This is a genomic window from Rhizobium subbaraonis, assembly GCF_900220975.1.
Taxonomy (GTDB): domain Bacteria; phylum Pseudomonadota; class Alphaproteobacteria; order Rhizobiales; family Rhizobiaceae; genus Mycoplana; species Mycoplana subbaraonis.
Map to the genome: position 1 here is coordinate 33,897 of NZ_OBQD01000006.1, position 19,017 is coordinate 52,913.

At 63.4% G+C, this 19,017-nt stretch carries 18 protein-coding genes; 13 read left to right on the forward strand and 5 right to left on the reverse strand.

Features of this window, described 5'->3' with window-relative positions:
- The first annotated feature begins 162 nt into the window (after positions 1-162).
- Together plsY and dprA are read left to right on the forward strand one after the other, a co-directional pair.
- Entirely contained in the window at positions 163-768 is a 606-nt protein-coding gene (plsY, locus tag CRO48_RS10270) for a glycerol-3-phosphate 1-O-acyltransferase PlsY (RefSeq protein ID WP_407071916.1), read from the forward strand.
- A gap of 24 nt (positions 769-792) precedes the next feature.
- The gene (gene dprA / locus CRO48_RS10275) at positions 793-1,938 is read left to right on the forward strand and encodes a DNA-processing protein DprA (protein WP_097138855.1); all 1,146 of its coding nucleotides are present in this window, start codon (positions 793-795) and stop codon (positions 1,936-1,938) included.
- On the opposite strand, the gene CRO48_RS10280 is transcribed toward dprA, so the two are convergent.
- Positions 1,882-2,124 carry a hypothetical protein gene (locus CRO48_RS10280; protein ID WP_097138857.1) on the reverse strand — a complete coding sequence of 81 codons (243 nt, stop codon included), beginning with the start codon at positions 2,122-2,124 and terminating at the stop codon, positions 1,882-1,884. The two genes, dprA and CRO48_RS10280, sit on opposite strands and share 57 nt — an antisense overlap.
- Before the next feature lie 263 nt (positions 2,125-2,387).
- Between CRO48_RS10280 and topA the strand changes: the two genes are divergently transcribed.
- Genes topA through CRO48_RS10295 form a run of 3 tightly spaced genes read left to right on the forward strand, consistent with a single transcriptional unit; the run spans position 2,388 to position 7,913 of the window.
- Complete coding sequence (gene topA / locus CRO48_RS10285; RefSeq protein ID WP_097138859.1) at positions 2,388-5,069, forward strand: type I DNA topoisomerase; 2,682 nt, start codon at positions 2,388-2,390, stop codon at positions 5,067-5,069.
- Positions 5,066-7,420 carry a ribonuclease R gene (gene rnr / locus CRO48_RS10290; protein ID WP_097138861.1) on the forward strand — a complete coding sequence of 785 codons (2,355 nt, stop codon included), beginning with the start codon at positions 5,066-5,068 and terminating at the stop codon, positions 7,418-7,420. The genes topA and rnr overlap by 4 nt, the downstream gene beginning before the upstream one ends.
- Before the next feature lie 34 nt (positions 7,421-7,454).
- Complete coding sequence (locus tag CRO48_RS10295; RefSeq protein ID WP_097138863.1) at positions 7,455-7,913, forward strand: DUF983 domain-containing protein; 459 nt, start codon at positions 7,455-7,457, stop codon at positions 7,911-7,913.
- A gap of 384 nt (positions 7,914-8,297) precedes the next feature.
- Here CRO48_RS10295 and CRO48_RS10300 read toward each other — a convergent pair whose 3' ends face one another.
- Complete coding sequence (locus CRO48_RS10300; protein ID WP_097138865.1) at positions 8,298-8,549, reverse strand: hypothetical protein; 252 nt, start codon at positions 8,547-8,549, stop codon at positions 8,298-8,300.
- A gap of 93 nt (positions 8,550-8,642) precedes the next feature.
- Between CRO48_RS10300 and CRO48_RS10305 the strand changes: the two genes are divergently transcribed.
- Both CRO48_RS10305 and rpmG read left to right on the forward strand, forming a co-directional pair.
- Positions 8,643-9,815, forward strand: a complete 1,173-nt coding sequence (locus CRO48_RS10305) for an MFS transporter (protein ID WP_097139387.1) — start codon at positions 8,643-8,645, stop codon at positions 9,813-9,815.
- 102 nt (positions 9,816-9,917) lie between these two features.
- Positions 9,918-10,085: a 50S ribosomal protein L33 gene (gene rpmG / locus CRO48_RS10310; protein ID WP_097138867.1), complete on the forward strand. Its 168-nt coding sequence runs from the start codon at positions 9,918-9,920 to the stop codon at positions 10,083-10,085.
- Between the two features lie 836 nt (positions 10,086-10,921).
- Here rpmG and CRO48_RS10315 read toward each other — a convergent pair.
- Together CRO48_RS10315 and CRO48_RS10320 are read right to left on the reverse strand one after the other, a co-directional pair.
- The gene (locus tag CRO48_RS10315) at positions 10,922-12,289 is read right to left on the reverse strand and encodes a PleD family two-component system response regulator (protein ID WP_097138870.1); all 1,368 of its coding nucleotides are present in this window, start codon (positions 12,287-12,289) and stop codon (positions 10,922-10,924) included.
- 16 nt (positions 12,290-12,305) lie between these two features.
- Positions 12,306-12,677, reverse strand: coding sequence for a response regulator (locus CRO48_RS10320; protein WP_097138872.1), 372 nt, complete (start codon positions 12,675-12,677; stop codon positions 12,306-12,308).
- 141 nt (positions 12,678-12,818) lie between these two features.
- Between CRO48_RS10320 and CRO48_RS10325 the strand changes: the two genes are divergently transcribed.
- From CRO48_RS10325 to CRO48_RS10340, 4 genes are all read left to right on the forward strand, one after another.
- Positions 12,819-13,115, forward strand: a complete 297-nt coding sequence (locus CRO48_RS10325; RefSeq protein WP_097138873.1) for a DUF3572 domain-containing protein — start codon at positions 12,819-12,821, stop codon at positions 13,113-13,115.
- Positions 13,115-13,774, forward strand: a complete 660-nt coding sequence (locus tag CRO48_RS10330) for a hypothetical protein (RefSeq protein WP_245423485.1) — start codon at positions 13,115-13,117, stop codon at positions 13,772-13,774. The genes CRO48_RS10325 and CRO48_RS10330 overlap by 1 nt, the downstream gene beginning before the upstream one ends.
- Before the next feature lie 125 nt (positions 13,775-13,899).
- Positions 13,900-15,186, forward strand: coding sequence for a DNA polymerase IV (locus CRO48_RS10335; protein WP_097138875.1), 1,287 nt, complete (start codon positions 13,900-13,902; stop codon positions 15,184-15,186).
- Between the two features lie 229 nt (positions 15,187-15,415).
- Positions 15,416-15,649: a hypothetical protein gene (locus CRO48_RS10340; protein ID WP_097138877.1), complete on the forward strand. Its 234-nt coding sequence runs from the start codon at positions 15,416-15,418 to the stop codon at positions 15,647-15,649.
- Positions 15,650-15,924: 275 nt separating this feature from the next.
- On the opposite strand, the gene CRO48_RS10345 is transcribed toward CRO48_RS10340, so the two are convergent.
- Positions 15,925-16,911, reverse strand: a complete 987-nt coding sequence (locus tag CRO48_RS10345) for an NADPH:quinone reductase (RefSeq protein WP_097138879.1) — start codon at positions 16,909-16,911, stop codon at positions 15,925-15,927.
- 137 nt (positions 16,912-17,048) lie between these two features.
- Here CRO48_RS10345 and CRO48_RS10350 point away from each other — a divergent pair, with 137 nt between their 5' ends.
- Positions 17,049-17,372, forward strand: coding sequence for a winged helix-turn-helix transcriptional regulator (locus CRO48_RS10350; RefSeq protein ID WP_097138881.1), 324 nt, complete (start codon positions 17,049-17,051; stop codon positions 17,370-17,372).
- A gap of 326 nt (positions 17,373-17,698) precedes the next feature.
- Positions 17,699-18,994, forward strand: coding sequence for a L,D-transpeptidase family protein (locus tag CRO48_RS10355; RefSeq protein WP_176526727.1), 1,296 nt, complete (start codon positions 17,699-17,701; stop codon positions 18,992-18,994).
- Positions 18,995-19,017: the final 23 nt, after the last annotated feature.

The following is a 19,017-nucleotide window of genomic DNA, read 5'->3' on the forward strand; positions in this document are numbered from 1 at the left end:
CATCGAGGGACCGCCGCGGCCGGTTTGTGGGGAGGCGTTGCCACGGATCGCCCTTCTCCACGTTCACGGGGAGAAGGTGGCGGCAGCCGGATGAGGGGCGGTCCGCCCTGACGCAAGACAAGACAGATCGGCAATCTCGGGGGAAACAGTAGAGTGCCTGACATCATCACCTGGCAGCTGGGACCGCTGCCGACGCTTCTGAGCCTCGCCTTCGGCTATCTGCTGGGCTCCATTCCCTTCGGCCTGCTGCTGACCCGGATGGCGGGCCTCGGCGATGTGCGCAAGATCGGCTCCGGCAACATCGGCGCCACCAACGTGCTGCGCACAGGCAACAAGAAGCTGGCCGCGGCCACTCTTCTGCTCGATGCGCTGAAGGGGACTGCGGCGGCGGCAATAGCCTCCCGCTTCGGGTTAGAGGCCGGGATCGCGGCGGGCTTTGCCGCCTTCATGGGCCATCTCTTTCCCGTCTGGCTGGGTTTCAAGGGTGGCAAGGGCGTCGCCACCTATCTCGGCATCCTGCTCGGGCTCGTTCCCTTCATGCTTGCGGTCTTCGCAGCGATCTGGGTGTCGGTTGCCTATCTTACGCGCTACTCCTCGCTGTCCGCACTGGTTGCAACAGCGGCGTGTCCGGTTGTATTGTGGTTTACGGGGTACGAGGAGGTTGCGGTCCTGTTTGCCGTCATGACGCTGATCACTTGGATCAAGCACCGCGCAAACATCTCGCGACTGCTGCGTGGCACCGAAAGCAGGATCGGCGATAAGGGCTAGAGACAAGTTCAGGACGGGGGGCACATGTCCGAAGGCGCAGGCAGGCAGGGGATTGCGCTTTCGGAGAGACAGAAGATCGCCTGGCTGCGGCTGATCCGCAGCGACAATGTCGGTCCCGTCACCTTCCGCGACCTCATCAACCACTTTGGAACGGCCGAGGCAGCACTCGAAATGCTGCCTGAGCTTTCAAGGCGCGGCGGCGCCGTGCGCAGCATCCGCATCGCAAGCCACGCGGATGCGGAGCGGGAGATGGAACTGGCACACCGCCATGGCGCCGCCTTCGTCGGCATCGGCGAGCCCGACTATCCTCCCTTTCTGAGAAAGATCGACGGCGCACCGCCGCTTCTGGCCATCAAGGGCAACCGGGCTGCTGCCGGTGACGTTGCCGTCGGTATCGTCGGCTCGCGCAACGCCTCGATTGCGGGCGCAAAGTTCGCCGGAATGCTGGCGAGGGATCTCGGCGCCTCGGGCTATGTCGTCGTCTCCGGGCTGGCGCGCGGCATCGATACCGCCGCCCACCGCGCCAGCCTCGCGACCGGCACGATCGCCGCCCTGGCCGGCGGGCTGGACCAGCCCTACCCGCCCGAAAACATCGGCCTGCTCGACGAAATTACCTCCGGCAACGGGCTTGCCGTCAGCGAGATGCCGTTCGGCTGGGAACCCCGCGCGCGGGACTTTCCGCGCCGCAACCGGCTGATCGCGGGTATCGGCCTCGGGCTGGTGGTGGTGGAGGCGGCCAGCCGTTCGGGCTCGCTGATCACCGCCCGCAACGCGGCGGACTTCGGCCGCCTCGTCTTCGCGGTCCCGGGCTCGCCGCTGGACCCGCGCGCGCACGGCACCAACGCACTGCTCAAGGACGGCGCCATTGTCACCACGGATGCGTCGGATGTGCTGGAAGCCCTCGCGCCACTTCGCGAGCCGAACCTGTTTCACAGCCACAGCCACGCCGACGAGCCGGCGGCCGAACACGACCATATGGCCCTCCCCCCTGACGACAGCGAGCGCGAACGCATCGCCTCGGCACTTGGGCCAACGCCGGTCGAGATCGATGAGATCATCCGCCACACCGAGCTTGCGGCTGCAACGGTCTATCTCGTCCTTCTGGAACTGGATCTAGCCGGTCGTCTTCATCGCCATGCCGGCGGGCTGGTTTCGATCGCCACCGACTGAGAGCGGGCGCAAGCCGGACTGGATATCGCCGGCCTCGACATATGCCATCTCGATCAGGTAGCGCAGCATTTCCGCGCCCTCCATATTGGCAACGGCCCGAAGCTCCCCCAGCATCTGGCGGATGTAGGCAATGTTGTCATGTGTCCGCCCGGTAAGCGGCAACGGAATCCTTGGTTTGGTATTCATATCAATGTCCCGTCCGAATACCGCGGCGCAGACACACGTCATCGCCGCAACCTTTGCTTCCCGAAGACGATACAACCTTTATTTTAAATTGCAATACAAGCCACAACCCTCATAGGTTGCGCAAGCCGCACGCCAGTTATTTTGACGTCGCCTCTTGACCGGAACGCTTTCCCTGTTCATTTCGAGGCAACGACAACGCCGGCGCGTATCGCAGAACAGAAGGGCTATCCCGCCGGGAAAGGCCCCCGGCACAGAGAACGACGATGAATGTTGTAGTGGTGGAATCGCCTGCCAAGGCCAAGACGATCAACAAGTATCTGGGTTCAGGCTACAAAGTCCTTGCCTCTTTCGGACACGTTCGCGACCTTCCGGCCAAGGACGGATCGGTGCTTCCCGACCAGGATTTCGAGATGTCCTGGGAGGTCGACAGCGCATCGGCCAAGCGGATGAAGGAAATCGCCGACGCGGTGAAATCCTCCGACGGCCTGATTCTGGCTACCGACCCGGATCGCGAAGGCGAAGCGATTTCCTGGCATGTACTCGACCTTTTGAAGAAGAAGCGCGTGCTCGGCGACAAGCCCGTCAAGCGCGTGGTCTTCAACGCCATCACCAAGGCTGCCGTCCTCGATGCGATGAAGGCGCCGCGCGATATCGACATCGCGCTGGTCGATGCCTATCTCGCCCGTCGCGCGCTCGACTATCTCGTGGGCTTCAACCTTTCGCCGGTGCTCTGGCGCAAGCTGCCTGGCGCACGTTCGGCCGGCCGCGTACAGTCGGTGGCGCTCAGGCTCGTCTGCGACCGCGAGTCCGAGATCGAGCGTTTCGTCTCCGAGGAGTACTGGAACCTCTCGGCCCTCCTGAAGACCCCGCGCGGCGACGAGTTCGAGGCCAAGCTGGTGTCTGCCGACGGCAAGCGTCTGCAGGCCCGTTCCGTCGGCAACGGCGAGGAAGCGAACCGCCTGAAGGACCTGCTCGAAGGCGCGAGCTACCGGGTGGAGAGCGTCGAGGCGAAGCCGACGAAGCGCAATCCGGCACCGCCCTTCACCACGTCCACGCTGCAGCAGGCCGCCTCCTCCAAGCTCGGCTTCTCGGCATCGCGCACCATGCAGGTGGCACAGAGGCTTTACGAAGGCATCGACATCGGCGGCGAGACCGTCGGCCTGATCACCTATATGCGTACCGACGGCGTGCAGATGGCGCCTGAGGCGATCGATGCCGCGCGGCGGGCAATCGGCAGCCAGTTCGGCGACCGCTATGTGCCGGAGAAGGCTCGTTTCTACTCGACCAAGGCCAAGAACGCCCAGGAAGCGCACGAGGCGATCCGTCCGACCGACTTCAACCGCGTGCCCGATCATGTCCGCCGCGCGCTGGATCCCGACCAGGCCAGGCTCTACGACCTGATCTGGAAGCGCGCCATCGCCAGCCAGATGGCGTCGGCGGAGATCGAGCGCACCACCGTCGAGATCGACGCGGACAATGGCGGCAAGCACGCGGGCCTGCGCGCCACCGGCTCGGTCATCCGTTTCGATGGCTTCATCGCTGCCTATACCGACCAGAAGGAGGACGGCGAGCAGTCCGACGACGGCGACGAGGACGGCCGGCTGCCGGAGATCAATGCGCGCGAGAACCTCGCCAAGCAGAAGATCAACGCCACCCAGCATTTCACCGAACCGCCGCCGCGTTACTCCGAAGCGTCGCTGATCAAGAAGATGGAAGAGCTCGGCATCGGCCGGCCGTCCACCTACGCCGCGACGCTGAAGACGCTCGAGGAGCGCGAATACATCATCATCGACAAGCGCAAGCTGATACCCGAAGCCAAGGGCCGGCTCGTCACCGCCTTCCTCGAAAGCTTCTTCACCCGCTACGTCGAATACGACTTCACCGCGTCCCTGGAAGAGAAGCTCGACCAGATCTCGGCCGGCGAACTCAACTGGAAGGACGTGCTGCGCGACTTCTGGCGCGACTTCATCGCCCAGATCGACGACACGAAGGAACTGCGCGTCACCAATGTGCTGGATGCGCTGAACGAGATCCTGGCGCCGCTCGCCTTCCCCAAGCGCGAGGACGGCGGCGATCCGCGCGCCTGCCCCTCCTGCGGCACCGGCAAGCTGTCGCTGAAGCTCGGCCGCGGCAGCGGCGCCTTCATCGGCTGCTCCAACTATCCCGAGTGCCGCTACACCCGGCCCTTCGGTGCGGAGGCCGCCAATGGCGAAGGCCAGGCGTCGAACGAACCACAGGCGCTCGGCAAGGATCCGCATACCGGCGAGGAAATCACACTGCGTTCGGGCCGCTTCGGGCCCTATGTCCAGCGCGGCGACGGCAAGGAAGCCAAGCGTTCCAGCCTGCCGAAGGGCTGGACGCCCGACAGCATCGATCATGAGAAGGCGGTGGCACTGCTTTCGCTGCCGCGCGACATCGGCGCACATCCGGAGACGGGCAAGATGATCTCCTCCGGCCTCGGCCGCTACGGGCCGTTCATCCTGCACGACGGGACCTATGCCAACGTAGAGAGCATCGAGGACGTGTTCTCGATCGGCCTCAACCGCGCCGTCTCCGTGCTCGCCGACAAGCAGAGCAAGGGCGGCGGACGGGCTCGCGGCGGCACGCCGGCGGCGCTGAAGACGCTTGGCGACCATCCGGACGGTGGAGCGATCACCGTTCGCGACGGCCGCTATGGTCCCTATGTCAACTGGGGCAAGATCAATGCGACGCTGCCTAAAGGCAAGGACGCCCAGGCCGTGACGCTCGAGGAAGCCCTGGTCCTGATCGCCGAGAAGGCCGGCAAGGGCGGCGGCACGAAGGCCAAGGCGAAGACTGCGAAATCCGCCGCGACCAAGGCCGAGGGAGAGAAGACCACCAAGGCCACGACGACGAAAAAGGCCGCCCCCAAGGCGAAAGCCGCAACGAAGACCAAGAAGGCTAGCGCCAAGAAGGTAGACGAATGACGCATGATCCCCGCGATCGGTCGAGGCAGAACAAACGGCCCGGCCGCGCGGGCCGCGACCTGCCGCCGGGCGCCGAGATCCCGCTGATCCACGGCGAGATCCCGCCACGCGAGGTGTTGTTGCGCTTCATCGCCGACCACCCGGACAAGGCCTCCAAGCGCGAGATCTCCAAGGAATTCGGGCTGAAGGGCGAAAAGCGGGTCGAGCTGACGCAGATCCTCAAGAGCTTCGAGGAGGAGGGCCTCCTGGAGAAGCGGCGCAAGTCGCTCGTGCGCCCCGGCGCCCTGCCCCCGGTCGCCGTCCTCGACATCACCACCCGCGACGTCACGGGCGATCTCATAGGCCGGCCGGCGGAGTGGCTGGACGACCTTGGTGTCGCGCCGGCTGTGACGATCCGCCAGCCGAGCGTCGGCAAATCGGCCGGCAAGGCGCCGGTCGCGGGCCTCGGCGACCGGGTTCTGGCCAAGATCTTCCCGGCCAAGGACCGTGGCGGTCCGGCCTATACCGCCCGCGTCATCAAGATCCTCGACAAGCGCAAGGATGCCGGCATGGGCGTTTTCCGCTCAACTGCGGACGGCGGCGGGCGGATCATGCCGATCGACAAGCGTGGCGAAGAGTTGTCCGTCGATAGCGATTTTACGGCCGGAGCAAAGGACGGCGACCTCGTCGAGATCGACGTGGCGCGTATCGGCCGCTATGGCCTGCCGCGCGCGCAGGTGAAGGCGGTGATCGGTTCGGTCGCCTCGGAGAAGGCGATCTCGATGATCGCGATCCATGCGCATGGCATTCCCTATATCTTCCCCGAAGGCGTGCTGAAGGAAGCCGCGGCCGCCGGCCCGGCGACGATGGCGCACCGCGAGGACTGGCGCGCGCTGCCGCTGATCACGATCGACCCGGCCGACGCCAAGGACCACGACGACGCCGTCTATGCCGAAGCGGACAGCGCGCCGGAAAATCCCGGCGGCGTCATCGTCACGGTCGCGATCGCCGACGTCAGCTACTACGTCCGCCCTGGCTCCGCGCTGGACCGGGAGGCGCTGAAGCGTGGCAACTCGGTCTACTTCCCCGACCGCGTCGTACCGATGCTGCCCGAGCGGATCTCCAATGACCTGTGCTCGCTGAAGGAAGGCGTCGATCGGCCGGCGCTGGCCGTGCGCATGGTGTTTTCCAAGGAGGGGCGCAAGGTCAGCCACACCTTCCATCGCATCATGATGAAGAGTGCGGCCAAGCTCTCCTACCAACAGGCGCAGGCGGCGATCGACGGAGCGCCGGACGACAAGACCGGACCGATCCTCGAAACCATCCTGAAGCCCTTGTGGCACGCCTATCGCATCCTCACTGTCGGCCGCGACCGGCGCCAGCCGCTCGAGCTCGACATGCCCGAGCGCAAGATCCTGCTGAAGGAGGACGGCACGGTGGACCGCGTCGTCGTGCCCCCTCGCCTCGACGCGCACCGGCTGATCGAGGAAATGATGATCCAGGCGAACGTAGCCGCAGCCGAGACGCTGGAAAAGCGGCAGCAGTCGCTGATCTACCGCGTCCACGACGCGCCGTCGCTTGCCAAGCAGGAAACGCTGCGCGAATTCCTCGCAACCCTCGACATTTCGCTGGTCCGGGGCGGCAACATGCGTTCGAACCATTTCAACGGCATCCTGAAGAAGGCCGAAGACAAGCCGTTCCAGCAGATGGTCAACGAGATGGTGCTGCGCTCGCAGAGCCAGGCGATCTACAGCCCGGAAAATATCGGGCATTTCGGCCTGAACCTGATGAAGTATGCCCACTTCACCTCGCCGATCCGCCGCTATGCCGACCTGATCGTGCATCGGGCGCTGGTGGCCTCGCTGAAGCTCGGCGAGGGCGGCATCACCATGGATGAGGAGGCCGCACTCGACGACATCGCAGCCGAAATCTCCACCTTCGAACGCCGCGCCATGGCGGCCGAGCGCGATACGGTGGACCGCCTGATCGCCCATCATCTTGCCGGGCGAATCGGCGAGGAGTTCAACGGTCGCGTGTCGGGCGTGACCAAGGCGGGGCTTTTTGTCACTCTTCCCGCCTATGGCGCCGACGGCTTCGTGCCTATATCTACGCTCGGTCGCGATTATTACATCTACGACGAGGCGCATCAGGCGCTCTCCGGCGAGAAGACCGGATTGGGCTATCGTCTCGGTGACGAAGTTGTGGTCAGGCTGGCGGAAGCGGTGCCGCTTGCCGGCGCGCTCCGCTTCGAGATGTTGAGCGAAGGGCGCAAGATGCCGACGGGCGTGCGCTCGTTCCACAAGGCCAACCGCCGCGATCGCAGCGGATCACGGCGGCAACCCGGCACGCGCCCGCCGCGAGGCAGGCGCTAGGCCGGTCAAAGGCCCCGGCAGCAAGGAAACGAACATGCAGGCGACCTTTCGACAGAACGCATCCCTCTCCGGCCAAAGTCGCACAGAGGAACGCCCGCTGGGTCGCGGAATCCGCCGCGGCATGCTGAACCGCTGTCCGGCCTGCGGCGAAGGCCGCCTGTTCCGGAGCTTTCTCAAGCCTGTCGATGCCTGCACCGTCTGCGGCGAAGAGATGCTCCATCACCGCGCCGACGACCTGCCCCCCTATCTCGTCATCACCATCGTCGGCCACTTTGTGCTGGCCGGCTACATGGCGACGGATCTCCTCCTTCCCTTCAGCACGTGGATGCATCTGGCAATCTGGGTGCCGGTGACAATCATCAGCGCGGTCTTCCTGATGCAGCCGGTCAAGGGCGGGGTGATCGGCCTGCAGTGGGCCTTGCGGATGCACGGCTTTGGCGGACATGCCGACAAGCCGGCGGACGATCTTGCCTCGCGCGAAACGGCCGAATGACCACCGCGCCCCTGTTGCGGCCCGTGGACGCCGCTTCGGTCCTGCTGATTGACCGCACAGACGGGCGATTTCGCGTTCTTGTGGGCAGGCGCAGCAGCCGGCACGTCTTCATGCCCGACGTCTACGTGTTCCCCGGCGGACGGCGCGACCGCGGCGATTCGCGCATACCCGTCCTCTCCTGCCTGCATGAGGCCACGAGCGCGCGACTTTCGCTCCGAACACACGCCCGCATGCGCGAGGCGACGTTGCGGGGCCTTGGCGTTGCGGCGCTGCGCGAGTTGCACGAGGAGGCCGGTCTCGTGGTGGGAAGGCGCACGGACGGCGATTGTCGCGCCGGAGCGCCCTTTCTCCCGGATCTGTCACATCTTCGTTTCTTTGCCCGCGCTATAACGCCGCCTGGACCGCCGCGCCGCTTCGACACCCGCTTTTTTTGCCCTTTTTACCGACGATGCAGGCGTCGACCCTGCGAGTGCGCAGGATAGCCCCGAGCTCTTCGACCTGCATTGGGTCGACATCTTTGAGGAACTGAAGATCGAGATGCCAGCGATAACCGTCACGGTTCTTGAGGAACTGAAGAAATCCCTGCTGAGAGACCCGACCCTGCCGTTCGGGGTTCAGGCCGCATTCTTCATGCATCGCCGGGGCCGGTTCGTCCGAGACACGCTTTAGGATATCGTGCGCATGTCAGATCCCCAATCGGATCCCAAGCCGGGTTCCAAGCCAGGCTCGATGCCGCCTAGCCCTGCGCCCGTTGACAGCATTCACTGGCGCTCGCTGGTGGCGGCGATGGCGGCGATCGGCGCGGTCGGCATCGCGATCGGCCTCGGTCTGCCGCTGCTCAGCATCATCATGGAAAAGCGCGGTATCTCGTCTACCCTGATCGGGCTGAATTCCGCGATGGCAGGCGTCGCAGCGATGGTAAGCGCCCCGTTCACCACCAAGCTTGCCCATCGCTTCGGCACCTCCAACATCATGGTCGCCGCGATCGTTCTTGCCGCCGCAAGTTCGCTCGGATTCTACTATGTCCAGAATTTCCTTCTGTGGTTTCCCCTGCGAATCGTGTTTCACGGCGCGACCACGATGCTGTTCATCCTGTCGGAGTTCTGGATCAACGCCGCCGCGCCGCCGCGCCGGCGCGGCCTCGTGCTCGGCATCTACGCCACCGTCCTCGCACTTGGCTTCGCGAACGGCCCCCTGCTCTTCTCGCTTCTGGGCAGCGACGGCCCCCTGCCCTTCGCGGTGGGCGCCGTGATCATTCTGGTCGCTGCCGTACCGATCCTGTTTGCACGGAGGGAAAGCCCGACGATCGACGAGAAGCCGGAACTGCATTTCATGCGCTACGTCTTCCTGGTGCCGACGGCCACCGCCGCCGTCTTCGTCTTCGGTGCGGTCGAGGTCGGCGGGCTGTCGCTCTTTCCGATCTATGCCACGCGGACCGGCTTTACCGAATCACAGGCCGCCTTGCTGCTGACGGTCATGGGCGTCGGCAATTTCCTGTTCCAGATTCCGCTCGGCATGCTGTCCGACCATATGAAGGACCGCCGTACACTGCTTTCGATCATGGCCTGCGTCGGGCTTGCAGGCGCTGCGGCACTGCCGCTTCTGTCCGAGAACTGGGTGCTGATGGCGGTCGTGCTGCTCTTCTGGGGCGGCTGCGTTTCCGGCCTCTATACCGTGGGATTAAGCCATCTCGGCTCGCGCCTGACCGGCGCGGACCTTGCGGCAGCCAACGCCGCCTTCGTGTTCTGCTATGCGGTCGGTACCGTTGCCGGCCCGCAGGCGATTGGCGCGGCGATGGACATCGCCGGTCTGGACGGATTTGCGTGGGCAATCGTGTTCTTCTTTGGCCTCTATGTGGCGCTTTCCCTGGCGCGCATGGTGTTCCGGCCAAAACGGACTTGACTTTTCGGGCGCGATTTGTAGTTTCGCGCCACATTTGAAGTTCCAATGCCGTGGAACCGGACAGGTCGTCCACGGCTTCGTTTTTGTAAAGGCAGGACGACCATGGCCAAGGCTACCACCATCAAGATCAAGCTGCTGTCGACGGCCGACACCGGCTTCTTCTACGTCACGACGAAGAACAGCCGTACGATGACGGAAAAGATGACCAAGACGAAGTACGATCCGGTCGCGCGCAAGCACGTCGAGTTCAAGGAAACCAAGATCAAGTAATCCTGGTTTCATCGGCAAAATTGGAAGGCGTGCCGCTCCTGCGGCGCGCCTTTTTGTTTTGCCCTGCCCGCAGAAGAGGCGTTCTGTGTATCGGATGGTGAAACAGTCCGCCTGAAACCAAAACGCCGCTCCCTTTCGGAAGCGGCGTCAAATTGGGGGCCGGCTGGGGATGACGACGGCACGAGGATTCCGTTTATGTCTTCACCAGCCGGCCGACCCCACGACCCAGGAGATGCGGCGGACCTAGCATCATGGGGTAACTCGGCAGGAGCTTGTGCTCACCTTTGAAAAGAGGATTGCGCGGAATTGGAAAAAAATCAATGAAATCTTGATCGCCGCAGGCTCCCGGCCCGCAGAGTTGGTTAATCCGTTTGCCTAGGCCATTGGGAATCAGGCGAAGAAAACGTTATTTAAAGCAACAAAATTTCGCGGCGAAATCAACAACCCCCAAGTGCAATCCGCCTGCCACAAATATCCTGACGCAACGTGAACCCCCTTCACGTATGGCATCGAAGACATTGAATACATTAGCAAACGCAAACAGTAATATAAATCGCAAAAAGTGGCCCTTGTGACACTTTTTTGACGAAGGCGGCGATCGTGCGGCGCCCGTCCAAATTCCTGTTGAGCGCTTCGAAAAAAATTGATGCCGTGTCAGCTTTTGCTAATTAGCATCAGCTAAAATCTGTGGATAAGTGAAGGAGCAAGGCGGGTGTGTCGCTTTCGCCACGTATTCAGACCGCTGCCGCACGCAAACGCAGCCACCACCAGCGGGCCAGTTTGGGACAGATCACACGTCGAGGCGGGACTTTAGGAGATGATGGGGGCGCGTGCGATCACGCCGCGGCCGCCACGACGCGGTTCCGGCCACCGCGCTTGGCCTCATAGAGCGCATTGTCTGCGCGCTTCAGCAGTGTCTCCGGGCTGTCGCTTTGCGGCGATAGCGTGGCGATCCCCATAGACGCCGTTAGCTGCAGGGGAACGGCGACGTCGCCGAGCCGGAACGGCTCCTGCTCGATCGCCATGCGCAGCCGCTCGGCGACGACGGCGGCCGTTTCGGGCGGGGTATCCGGCATCACGAGCACGAATTCCTCGCCACCATAGCGGCAGGCAAGATCGGCGCCGCGCACGGCCGAACGCAACCTGCTGGCGAATTCGCGCAACACCGCATCGCCGACATCGTGGCCATAGGTGTCGTTGATCAGCTTGAAGCGGTCGATATCGGTCATGCAGATCGACATCGCGCGCCCCCGGGCCACGGAGCGGTCGATCAGCAGCTTGAGGTGGCTGTCGAGGTACCTTCGATTGTGCAGGCCCGTCAGGCCGTCGGTCACGGCCAGTTCGATCGATTGCTTGACGCTGGAGCGCAGGCGGTCGTTGTACCGCTTGCGGCGAATCTGGGTGAGGCTGCGGGCCAGAAGCTCGTTGGGCTCGATCGGGCGCACGAGGTAGTCCGTCACGCCGAGGTCGAGTGCGCGGACGATCATGTCGTCATGGCCCTGCTCGGCGATCAGAAGGATCGGCAGGTAGCGCGTGCGCTCAAGCGAGCGCAGTTGCGAGCAGAGACGAAGCGGATCGTATTCGGCGAAGTTCGCGTTGACGATCACCAGTTCGAACGGCTTCTCCGCGGCCTCGAAGAGCGCTGCCTGCGGGTCCGACATGCAGGTCACGTCAGCAACGGGTCTCAAGGCGCGGACGATGCGCTCCTGGGAACTGCCGCGCCCGTCCACCAACAGGATCGAGCCCGGCTCGTCCCCGAGCGCGCCACCGAGCGAAGGATCCATCCCGAGCGCCTCGGCAGCGGCCGCGCGCACGCGAAGCTCGTCTGTCAGGGTCTTCAGCCGGACGAGGCTCTTGACGCGCGACATCAGCTGGAGGTCGTTGACGGGCTTGGTCAGGAAATCGTCCGCCCCGGCCTTCAACCCCCGCACCCGGTCGGAAGGCTGGTCCAGTGCGGTGACCATCACCACGGGGATATGCGCAGTGCGCGGATTTTCCTTCAGCCGCTCGCAGACCTCGAAGCCGTCGATCCCCGGCATCATCACGTCGAGCAGGATGAGATCCACCTGTGTACGCTCGCAGATCGCCAGCGCGTCGAAACCGTTTGCCGCCGTCAGCACGTCGAAATATTCCGCCAGGAGCCGCGCTTCCAGCAGCTTCACGTTTGCAGGAATATCATCGACGACGAGAATGCGTGCTGTCATGGGTGCGGATCCGGCCTCATGCGTCGCCCAGATAGGTCTTTATGGTCTCGATGAACTTCGGCACCGAGATAGGCTTGGAGACATAGGCCTCGCATCCCCCCTGGCGGATGCGCTCCTCGTCGCCCTTCATCGCGAACGCGGTGACGGCGATCACGGGGATGACATGAAGTTCGTCGTCCTCCTTCAGCCACTTCGTGACCTCGAGGCCCGACACTTCCGGCAGTTGGATGTCCATCAGGATCAGATCGGGACGATAACGGCGGGCAAGATCAAGCGCCTCCATTCCGTTCCGGGTCTGGATGGTGCTGTAGCCGGAAGCCTCGATGAGGTCCCGGAAGAGCTTCATGTTCAGCTCGTTGTCCTCGACTATCATCACCTGCTTCGGCATCAGACGTCCCTGCCCCTCACTCCAGCTTTGCAACGCCCCTCGAGACATATAAGTTGCGACAATGCCGTATTCACCCAGCGCGATCCCTGCGATAGTAGCGGCATTTGGTTGACTAAAAGGTAACTTTTCCGGGAAACTGCCATGCAAAGCCAAAAAGATACAACGGCTAACGACGCCGAATCGACAGCCGTGTCCGTCCTTGCCTGGCTGGCTGGCGAGCCCGAGCATTTTTCGCGCTTCCTGTCGCTCACCGGCATGGCGCCGGCGGATCTGCGCGCGGCTGCGGGAAATCGCAGCTTCCTTGCCGGCCTCGTCGAATTCCTCATGGGCCACGAACCGACGCTGATGGCGTTCTGCGAGGCGACGGAAACCAAGCCGGAAACGGTGGTGCGCGCCCACACCGCGCTGACGGGCGGTGCAAATGCAGGCGGCTGGTGATGAACGCGCCTGATTTCATGTCCCTTGAAAAGCTCCGCCTGGCGGACCGGCCGCTCATCGTCTGCGATGTCGACGAGGTCGTCCTGGAGTATCTGACGCCCTTCACAGCCTTCCTGCGTTCGCGCGACCACGACCTCTTGCCGCGCTCCTTCCGCCTGCACGGCAATATCGTCGAGCGCGGCACGGGTAGCGTCGCCCTCGATGCCGTGGTCGATGCGCTGCAGGAGGAGTTCTTCGCGGCACAGGAGCATTGGCAAACGCCGGCGGCACTCGCCGTCGAGACGCTGATGGCGCTCGGGCGGGACGCGGACATCGTCTTCCTCACCGCCATGCCGCCGCGCCATGCCGAAGCGCGCCGCCGGTTGCTGCAGCGGATCGGCCTGACCTTCCCGATGGTGGCGACAGAGGCGGCGAAAGGCCCGGTGGTCCACGCCCTCCATGGCGGCCGCCCGCTGCCCGTCGCCTTCATCGACGACATCCACTACAACCACCGCTCGGTCGGCGAGAGCGTGCCCGACGCCCTGCTCGTGCGGCTGATGGCGAACCAGGTCTTTCTCGCGATGGCGCCGGACCCGGGCGAACGGGTCTGTTGCGCGACGTGCTGGAACGAGGCCGACCGCCTGATCCGCGCGCACTTCCAGGGCGTGCGCCGCTCCTGATGGGCGCAGCGCGCGGGCGGGGAAGCGAAATGCGGCTGCAGCAGACATAAGCTTCTCTTTTCGACGGGCTTGAGACTCACGATCTTAGGCGCTAATGTCCAAATGTTCAACGTTTGTTCCGATCGATGCAGGCTGACGAGATACGCCATCCGGGATTTTGTCGCGATTGCCTGGTCGGGCAGCCGCCTAAGCAGCGCCGTTGCCGGAAATGCGGCAGCCCCCGGCTGATCTATCATGACGAACTCTACGGCCTGACGCTGGCGCACATCGACTGCGACGCCTTCTACGCCTCGATCGAAAAGCGCGACAATCCGGAGCTTGCCGACAAGCCGGTGATCATCGGCGGCGGCAAGCGCGGGGTCGTCTCCACCGCCTGCTACATCGCCCGCATCCACGGCGTGCGTTCGGCGATGCCCATGTTCAAGGCACTCGAGGCCTGTCCGCAGGCCGTCGTCGTCAAGCCCGACATGGAGAAATACGTGCGCGTCGGCCGGCAGATCCGATCCATGATGGAGGAACTTACGCCGCTCGTGCAGCCGCTTTCCATCGACGAGGCGTTCCTGGAGTTGAAGGGAACCGAACGCCTGCACCATGACCCGCCCGCCCGCGTGCTGGCCCGCTTTGCGAAGCGCGTCGAACAGGAGGTGGGGATTACGATTTCCGTCGGCCTTTCCTACTGCAAATTTCTGGCAAAGGTTGCTTCCGACCTGCAGAAGCCGCGCGGCTTTTCCGTCATCGGCCAGGCGGAGGCGCTGGAATTCCTGCGGGCCCGCTCGGTGCGGCTGATCTGGGGGGTGGGCAAGGCGTTCGCCGAGACGCTGGAGCGGGATGGTATCCGCGAAATCGGCCAGTTGCAGACGATGGAGGAGACCGAACTGATGCGCCGCTACGGCGTGATGGGAAAGCGGCTCTACAATCTCTCGCGCGGACAGGACGACCGCCAGGTGCACCTGAACGACGCAGCGAAGAGCGTATCCTCCGAGACGACATTTTTCGACGACATTTCCGCCTATGACGACCTCGTCACCCACTTGCGGCGCCTGGCCGAACAGGTGGCGACGAGACTGCGCAAGGCCGACATCGCCGGCCAGACCGTGGTGCTGAAACTGAAGACGGCGGACTTCAAGAGCCGCACGCGCAATCGCAAGCTGGAAGATCCAACCATGCTGGCCGACCGCATCTTCCGCATCGGCATGGAGCTTCTGAAGAAGGAGGCGGACGGGACCAAGTTCCGGCTCATTGGCATCGGCGTCTCCGACCTCTGCGATCCACAGCGCGCCGATCCACCCGACCTCGTCGATCCGCTGGCGAGCCGGCGGGCCGCCGCTGAGGCCGCGGTCAATGTTCTGCGCGACAAGTTCGGCAAGAAGAGCGTGGAGACCGGCTACACTTTCGGCAAGGACAGGCGATAGCAAGCCAAAGCGCAGTGGAAAAATGCGGAACTGTAGCAGATGCCACCGGCCTAAAGCGCTACGGCGCCGACAGCTTTGGGCCATACAGTCGATCCCATGTACCGCCTTAGTCGGCGCGGCACGGGTATGCTATTCTGGTCGGCGACGATCGGATCGCGAAAAGACTTGGTGAAATTCCAAGCCTCGAGGCCGCGGACGGATACAATCGCTATCGAGAGGAGAACGTCGAATGAACAGCTTCATCTCCAGCATCGCAGCCTGCACCCTGCTCGTTGCAATTTCGGCTGCAGCGCCAGCACATGCAGAAGACATGATGAAGTCCGACCTTCTGCCTGCTGAAACCACCAACGCCGACGCGATGACGACGGCAGGAACGAAGGCCGATTGCATGCAAAAGGCCGAAATGGAGCAGGACAGCGTGAAGAAGCAAGAGATGCTGAAGGCTTGCGACGCAATGCAGTGAGCCATGCGGTGCCGTCTACAGCGCAGCGAGTGCGGCAGCCGCGACGACCCTGCGAGGAATGTCCGCGAAACGCCCTGAAGTAGCCGTAGAGCAGTGCCGGCTGCGGTTCGGCAAGTCAGGATTAATCTCGTGAGCCACCCGGCTTGTTGGAGAGCCAATCAACATATGCAGGGCCGAGTTTTGAAAGCATTGGCGAGACTGTGAACGGCATCGCTACGGTCCACACAAGTTCGATAGCGCCAGGCCCAAACTCTCCGGGTCTGGCGCTTGCAGCATCATTGAATATCGACAAGCACCTTGCCGACGATCGAGCCTGTTTCCAGGGCTTCGTGAGCCTCGACGATACGATCGAGCGGAACCTGCATTCCGATTTTCGGAACATATGCCCCGGATGCGATGCAAGCATTTATCGGGTCGATCGCACTGCGCTTGGCCTCGAACGGTACGTTGTAGATGAACACGAAGCGAAACACGCATCCGCCGACCATGGCCTTGAGCAGTGGTAGGGAAAGCTCGTCGCTTGCCTGTCCGGTCGCGTAGGAACTGACAACGCCGCCCTGCGCAAGGCAGGCCATGTTGATCGCGAGATTGGCCTTCAGGTTGACATCCACTATCCGGTCGACGCCGCCGCTATCGGTCTGTGCTTGAATGACGGCGGGGACATCCTCGTTCAACAGATTGATGACCAAGTCGGCACCTGCTGCCTTTGCAATCTCCACATGGTCGTCGCTGAGCACGGTCGCCGCCACCCAGGCCCCGGCGTATTTGGCGAGTAGGATGGCGGCCGTTCCGACAACGCCTGCTCCGCCATGAACAAGAACGCGACGTCCCTTGATGTCACCGTCTGCAAACAGGCATCTGTGAGCGGTCAGCGCAGGAATTCCAAGGCTCGCTCCGATCTCGAAGGTAACACTGCTTGGCAACAGCACGGCATTGGTGGCGGGTACGATCGCGTATTCGGCGGCGGTTCCGCTTGCCCGGCCGTTCTGGGCCTCGAAAATCCAGACACGCTCACCAAGCCGACTTTCCGGGACGCCGTCGCCGACTGCATCGATGAGGCCGGCCCCGTCCTGATGAGGAATAATTCTCGGGAACGCCATGGTTGACGAAAAGCCTGTGCGGGCCTTGATATCCGTAGGGTTGATGCCGGACACGTGAATACGGACACGAACCTCCCCCGCACCGGGTTGGGGCGTGGTTATCTCCCCCACGGCGAGGACATCCCGGGCTTCGCCCTGGCGATCGTAGTAAGCAGCTTTCATCCTAGTGGCTCCCATCGTTTGGTTAGGCATGCTCGTCGGCGACGATGCATCGCAGGCAAAATCCGCCCATGCAGGCCATTGCGCAAGAAGGGAAACTTTTTATATATAGGGATAATAAATATACTAATGGGGTTCGGATGCCCGTTGCAGAAAGCAGATACCGCTGCGCCGTCGAGGCGACCGTTCATGTGGCGGGCGGCAAATGGAAGCCGATTATCATCCACTATCTGATCGGCGGCACGAAGCGTTTCGGTGAACTCCGCCGCCTGATCGGGGGTATCACGCAACGTTCGCTGACCTTGCAGTTGCGTGAACTCGAGGAATGCGGCGTGATCACCCGGAAGGTATTCGCGGAGGTGCCGCCGCGCGTCGAATACACGCTGACGGAGTTCGGATTAACGCTGATACCGGTACTCTCAGCCATGAAGGAGTGGGGAGAGACCTACATCCAGACTCGATAAGCAGTACCAACGCCCACTTCCGGCCAGAAACAGACGCTGACCTCACCTGCTACATCATTCCGCAAATATACAATCACGCTCCCCGGACGGCCTGCGCTTCCGCCGCGCGGCGTCCAGTTCCGCCAGCCTGCGCTTGCGCAGCACGGGCAACCGCTCCGGAATAGCCTTTTCCTCGAAGACCGCAGCGCCGATCGGATCGCGCCTGGCCCTCGTAGGGCCACCGCCGCTGCGAACGGCCGGCGGCGCTTCCTTACTAAAAGCTTCTTTACGATCTCCGTGATAAACTCGCCACTTCCCATGTATTGCGTAAGGACGGGAACATGCTTTTGCGTTTCGCCGCCGGGTTCGGCCTCTTTGCCCTCACCACGACGACCGCACTTGCCGGCGCTATCGAAGGCCCGTTGCAGATCATCGTCTCGCGGGACCTCCAGACGCTGAAGGTCTATGACGGCGATACGGTCGTTGCCAGTTCGAACGTGTCGAGTGGCAAGGAGGGGCATACGACGCCGACCGGCATCTTCTCCATCCTGGAGAAGAAGCGCATGCATCATTCCAACCTCTACGACGACGCGCCCATGCCGTTCATGCAGCGGCTCACCTGGTCCGGCATCGCGCTGCACGCCTCAAGCCACGTGCCCGCCTATCCCGCCTCGCATGGCTGCGTGCGCATGCCCGATGCCTTCGCCAAGACGCTCTATCGAATGACCCGGCGCGGCGGCCATGTCCTCATCACCGGTGGCGATGCCGCGCCGCGCCGGATCGACCATCCCGGACTGTTTCGGCCGAAAGCGGCACCTGCGGACGAGCGAGAACTCCTCTCCGACGCCTCGCTGCGACCGACGATCCCGAACGCATCCGAAGGCGCCGTCGAGGTGGCCATGCACATGCCGAAAGAGCCTTCGCCGCAGCCGTTGCTTCAACGGCCCGCAGGCGATCCGATCCGGATCCTGATTACACGCGCGACGCCGCGCGATGCGATGAGGGACCTGCAGTCCTCGTTGAACGTGCTCGGCTTCGACGCAGGCGCTGCCGACGGTGTGGCGGGGCAGAAGACGTCGGAGGCAATCCGCGCATTTCAGACGGCGGAAGGATTGCCGGTGGATGGCAACGCGACGGCCGCGCTGGCGGATGCCGTTCTGAAGAAGGCCGGGCGGGATGCGCCGTCCAACGGCAGGATCTCGGTGCGCAAGGAGTTCCAGACCATTCTGGAAGCGCCGGTCACGATCAAGGACCCGGCGGCGGAACTGGGAACCCAGTTCCTTCTCGCGCGCACAGCCGAGGGCGGCGACGACATCGATTGGTTTGCCGTCACGCTGGACAACCGGCTTCCCACTGCGACGCGCCAGCGGCTGGGCCTTGCCGAGGCGGGCTCGATTGCACAGCCATCGTCCGATCCTGTCGCAAGCGTTCTCGACCGCATCGAGGTGCCGGACGACGTACGCGAGAAGATCGACGCGATGATCGGCGACGGCGCATCGGTCACGATCACCGACACGGGCTACGAAAGCGAGACCGGCAAAGGCACCGATTTCATCACCCTGACGCGACCCGGCCCGCCCGGCGCCTACTCCTATTCGGGTGTCCTTAGCAAGAAGGAATCCTCGATCGTCAGGATCGAGTGAGCCTATCTGCCCGTATTTCCTCC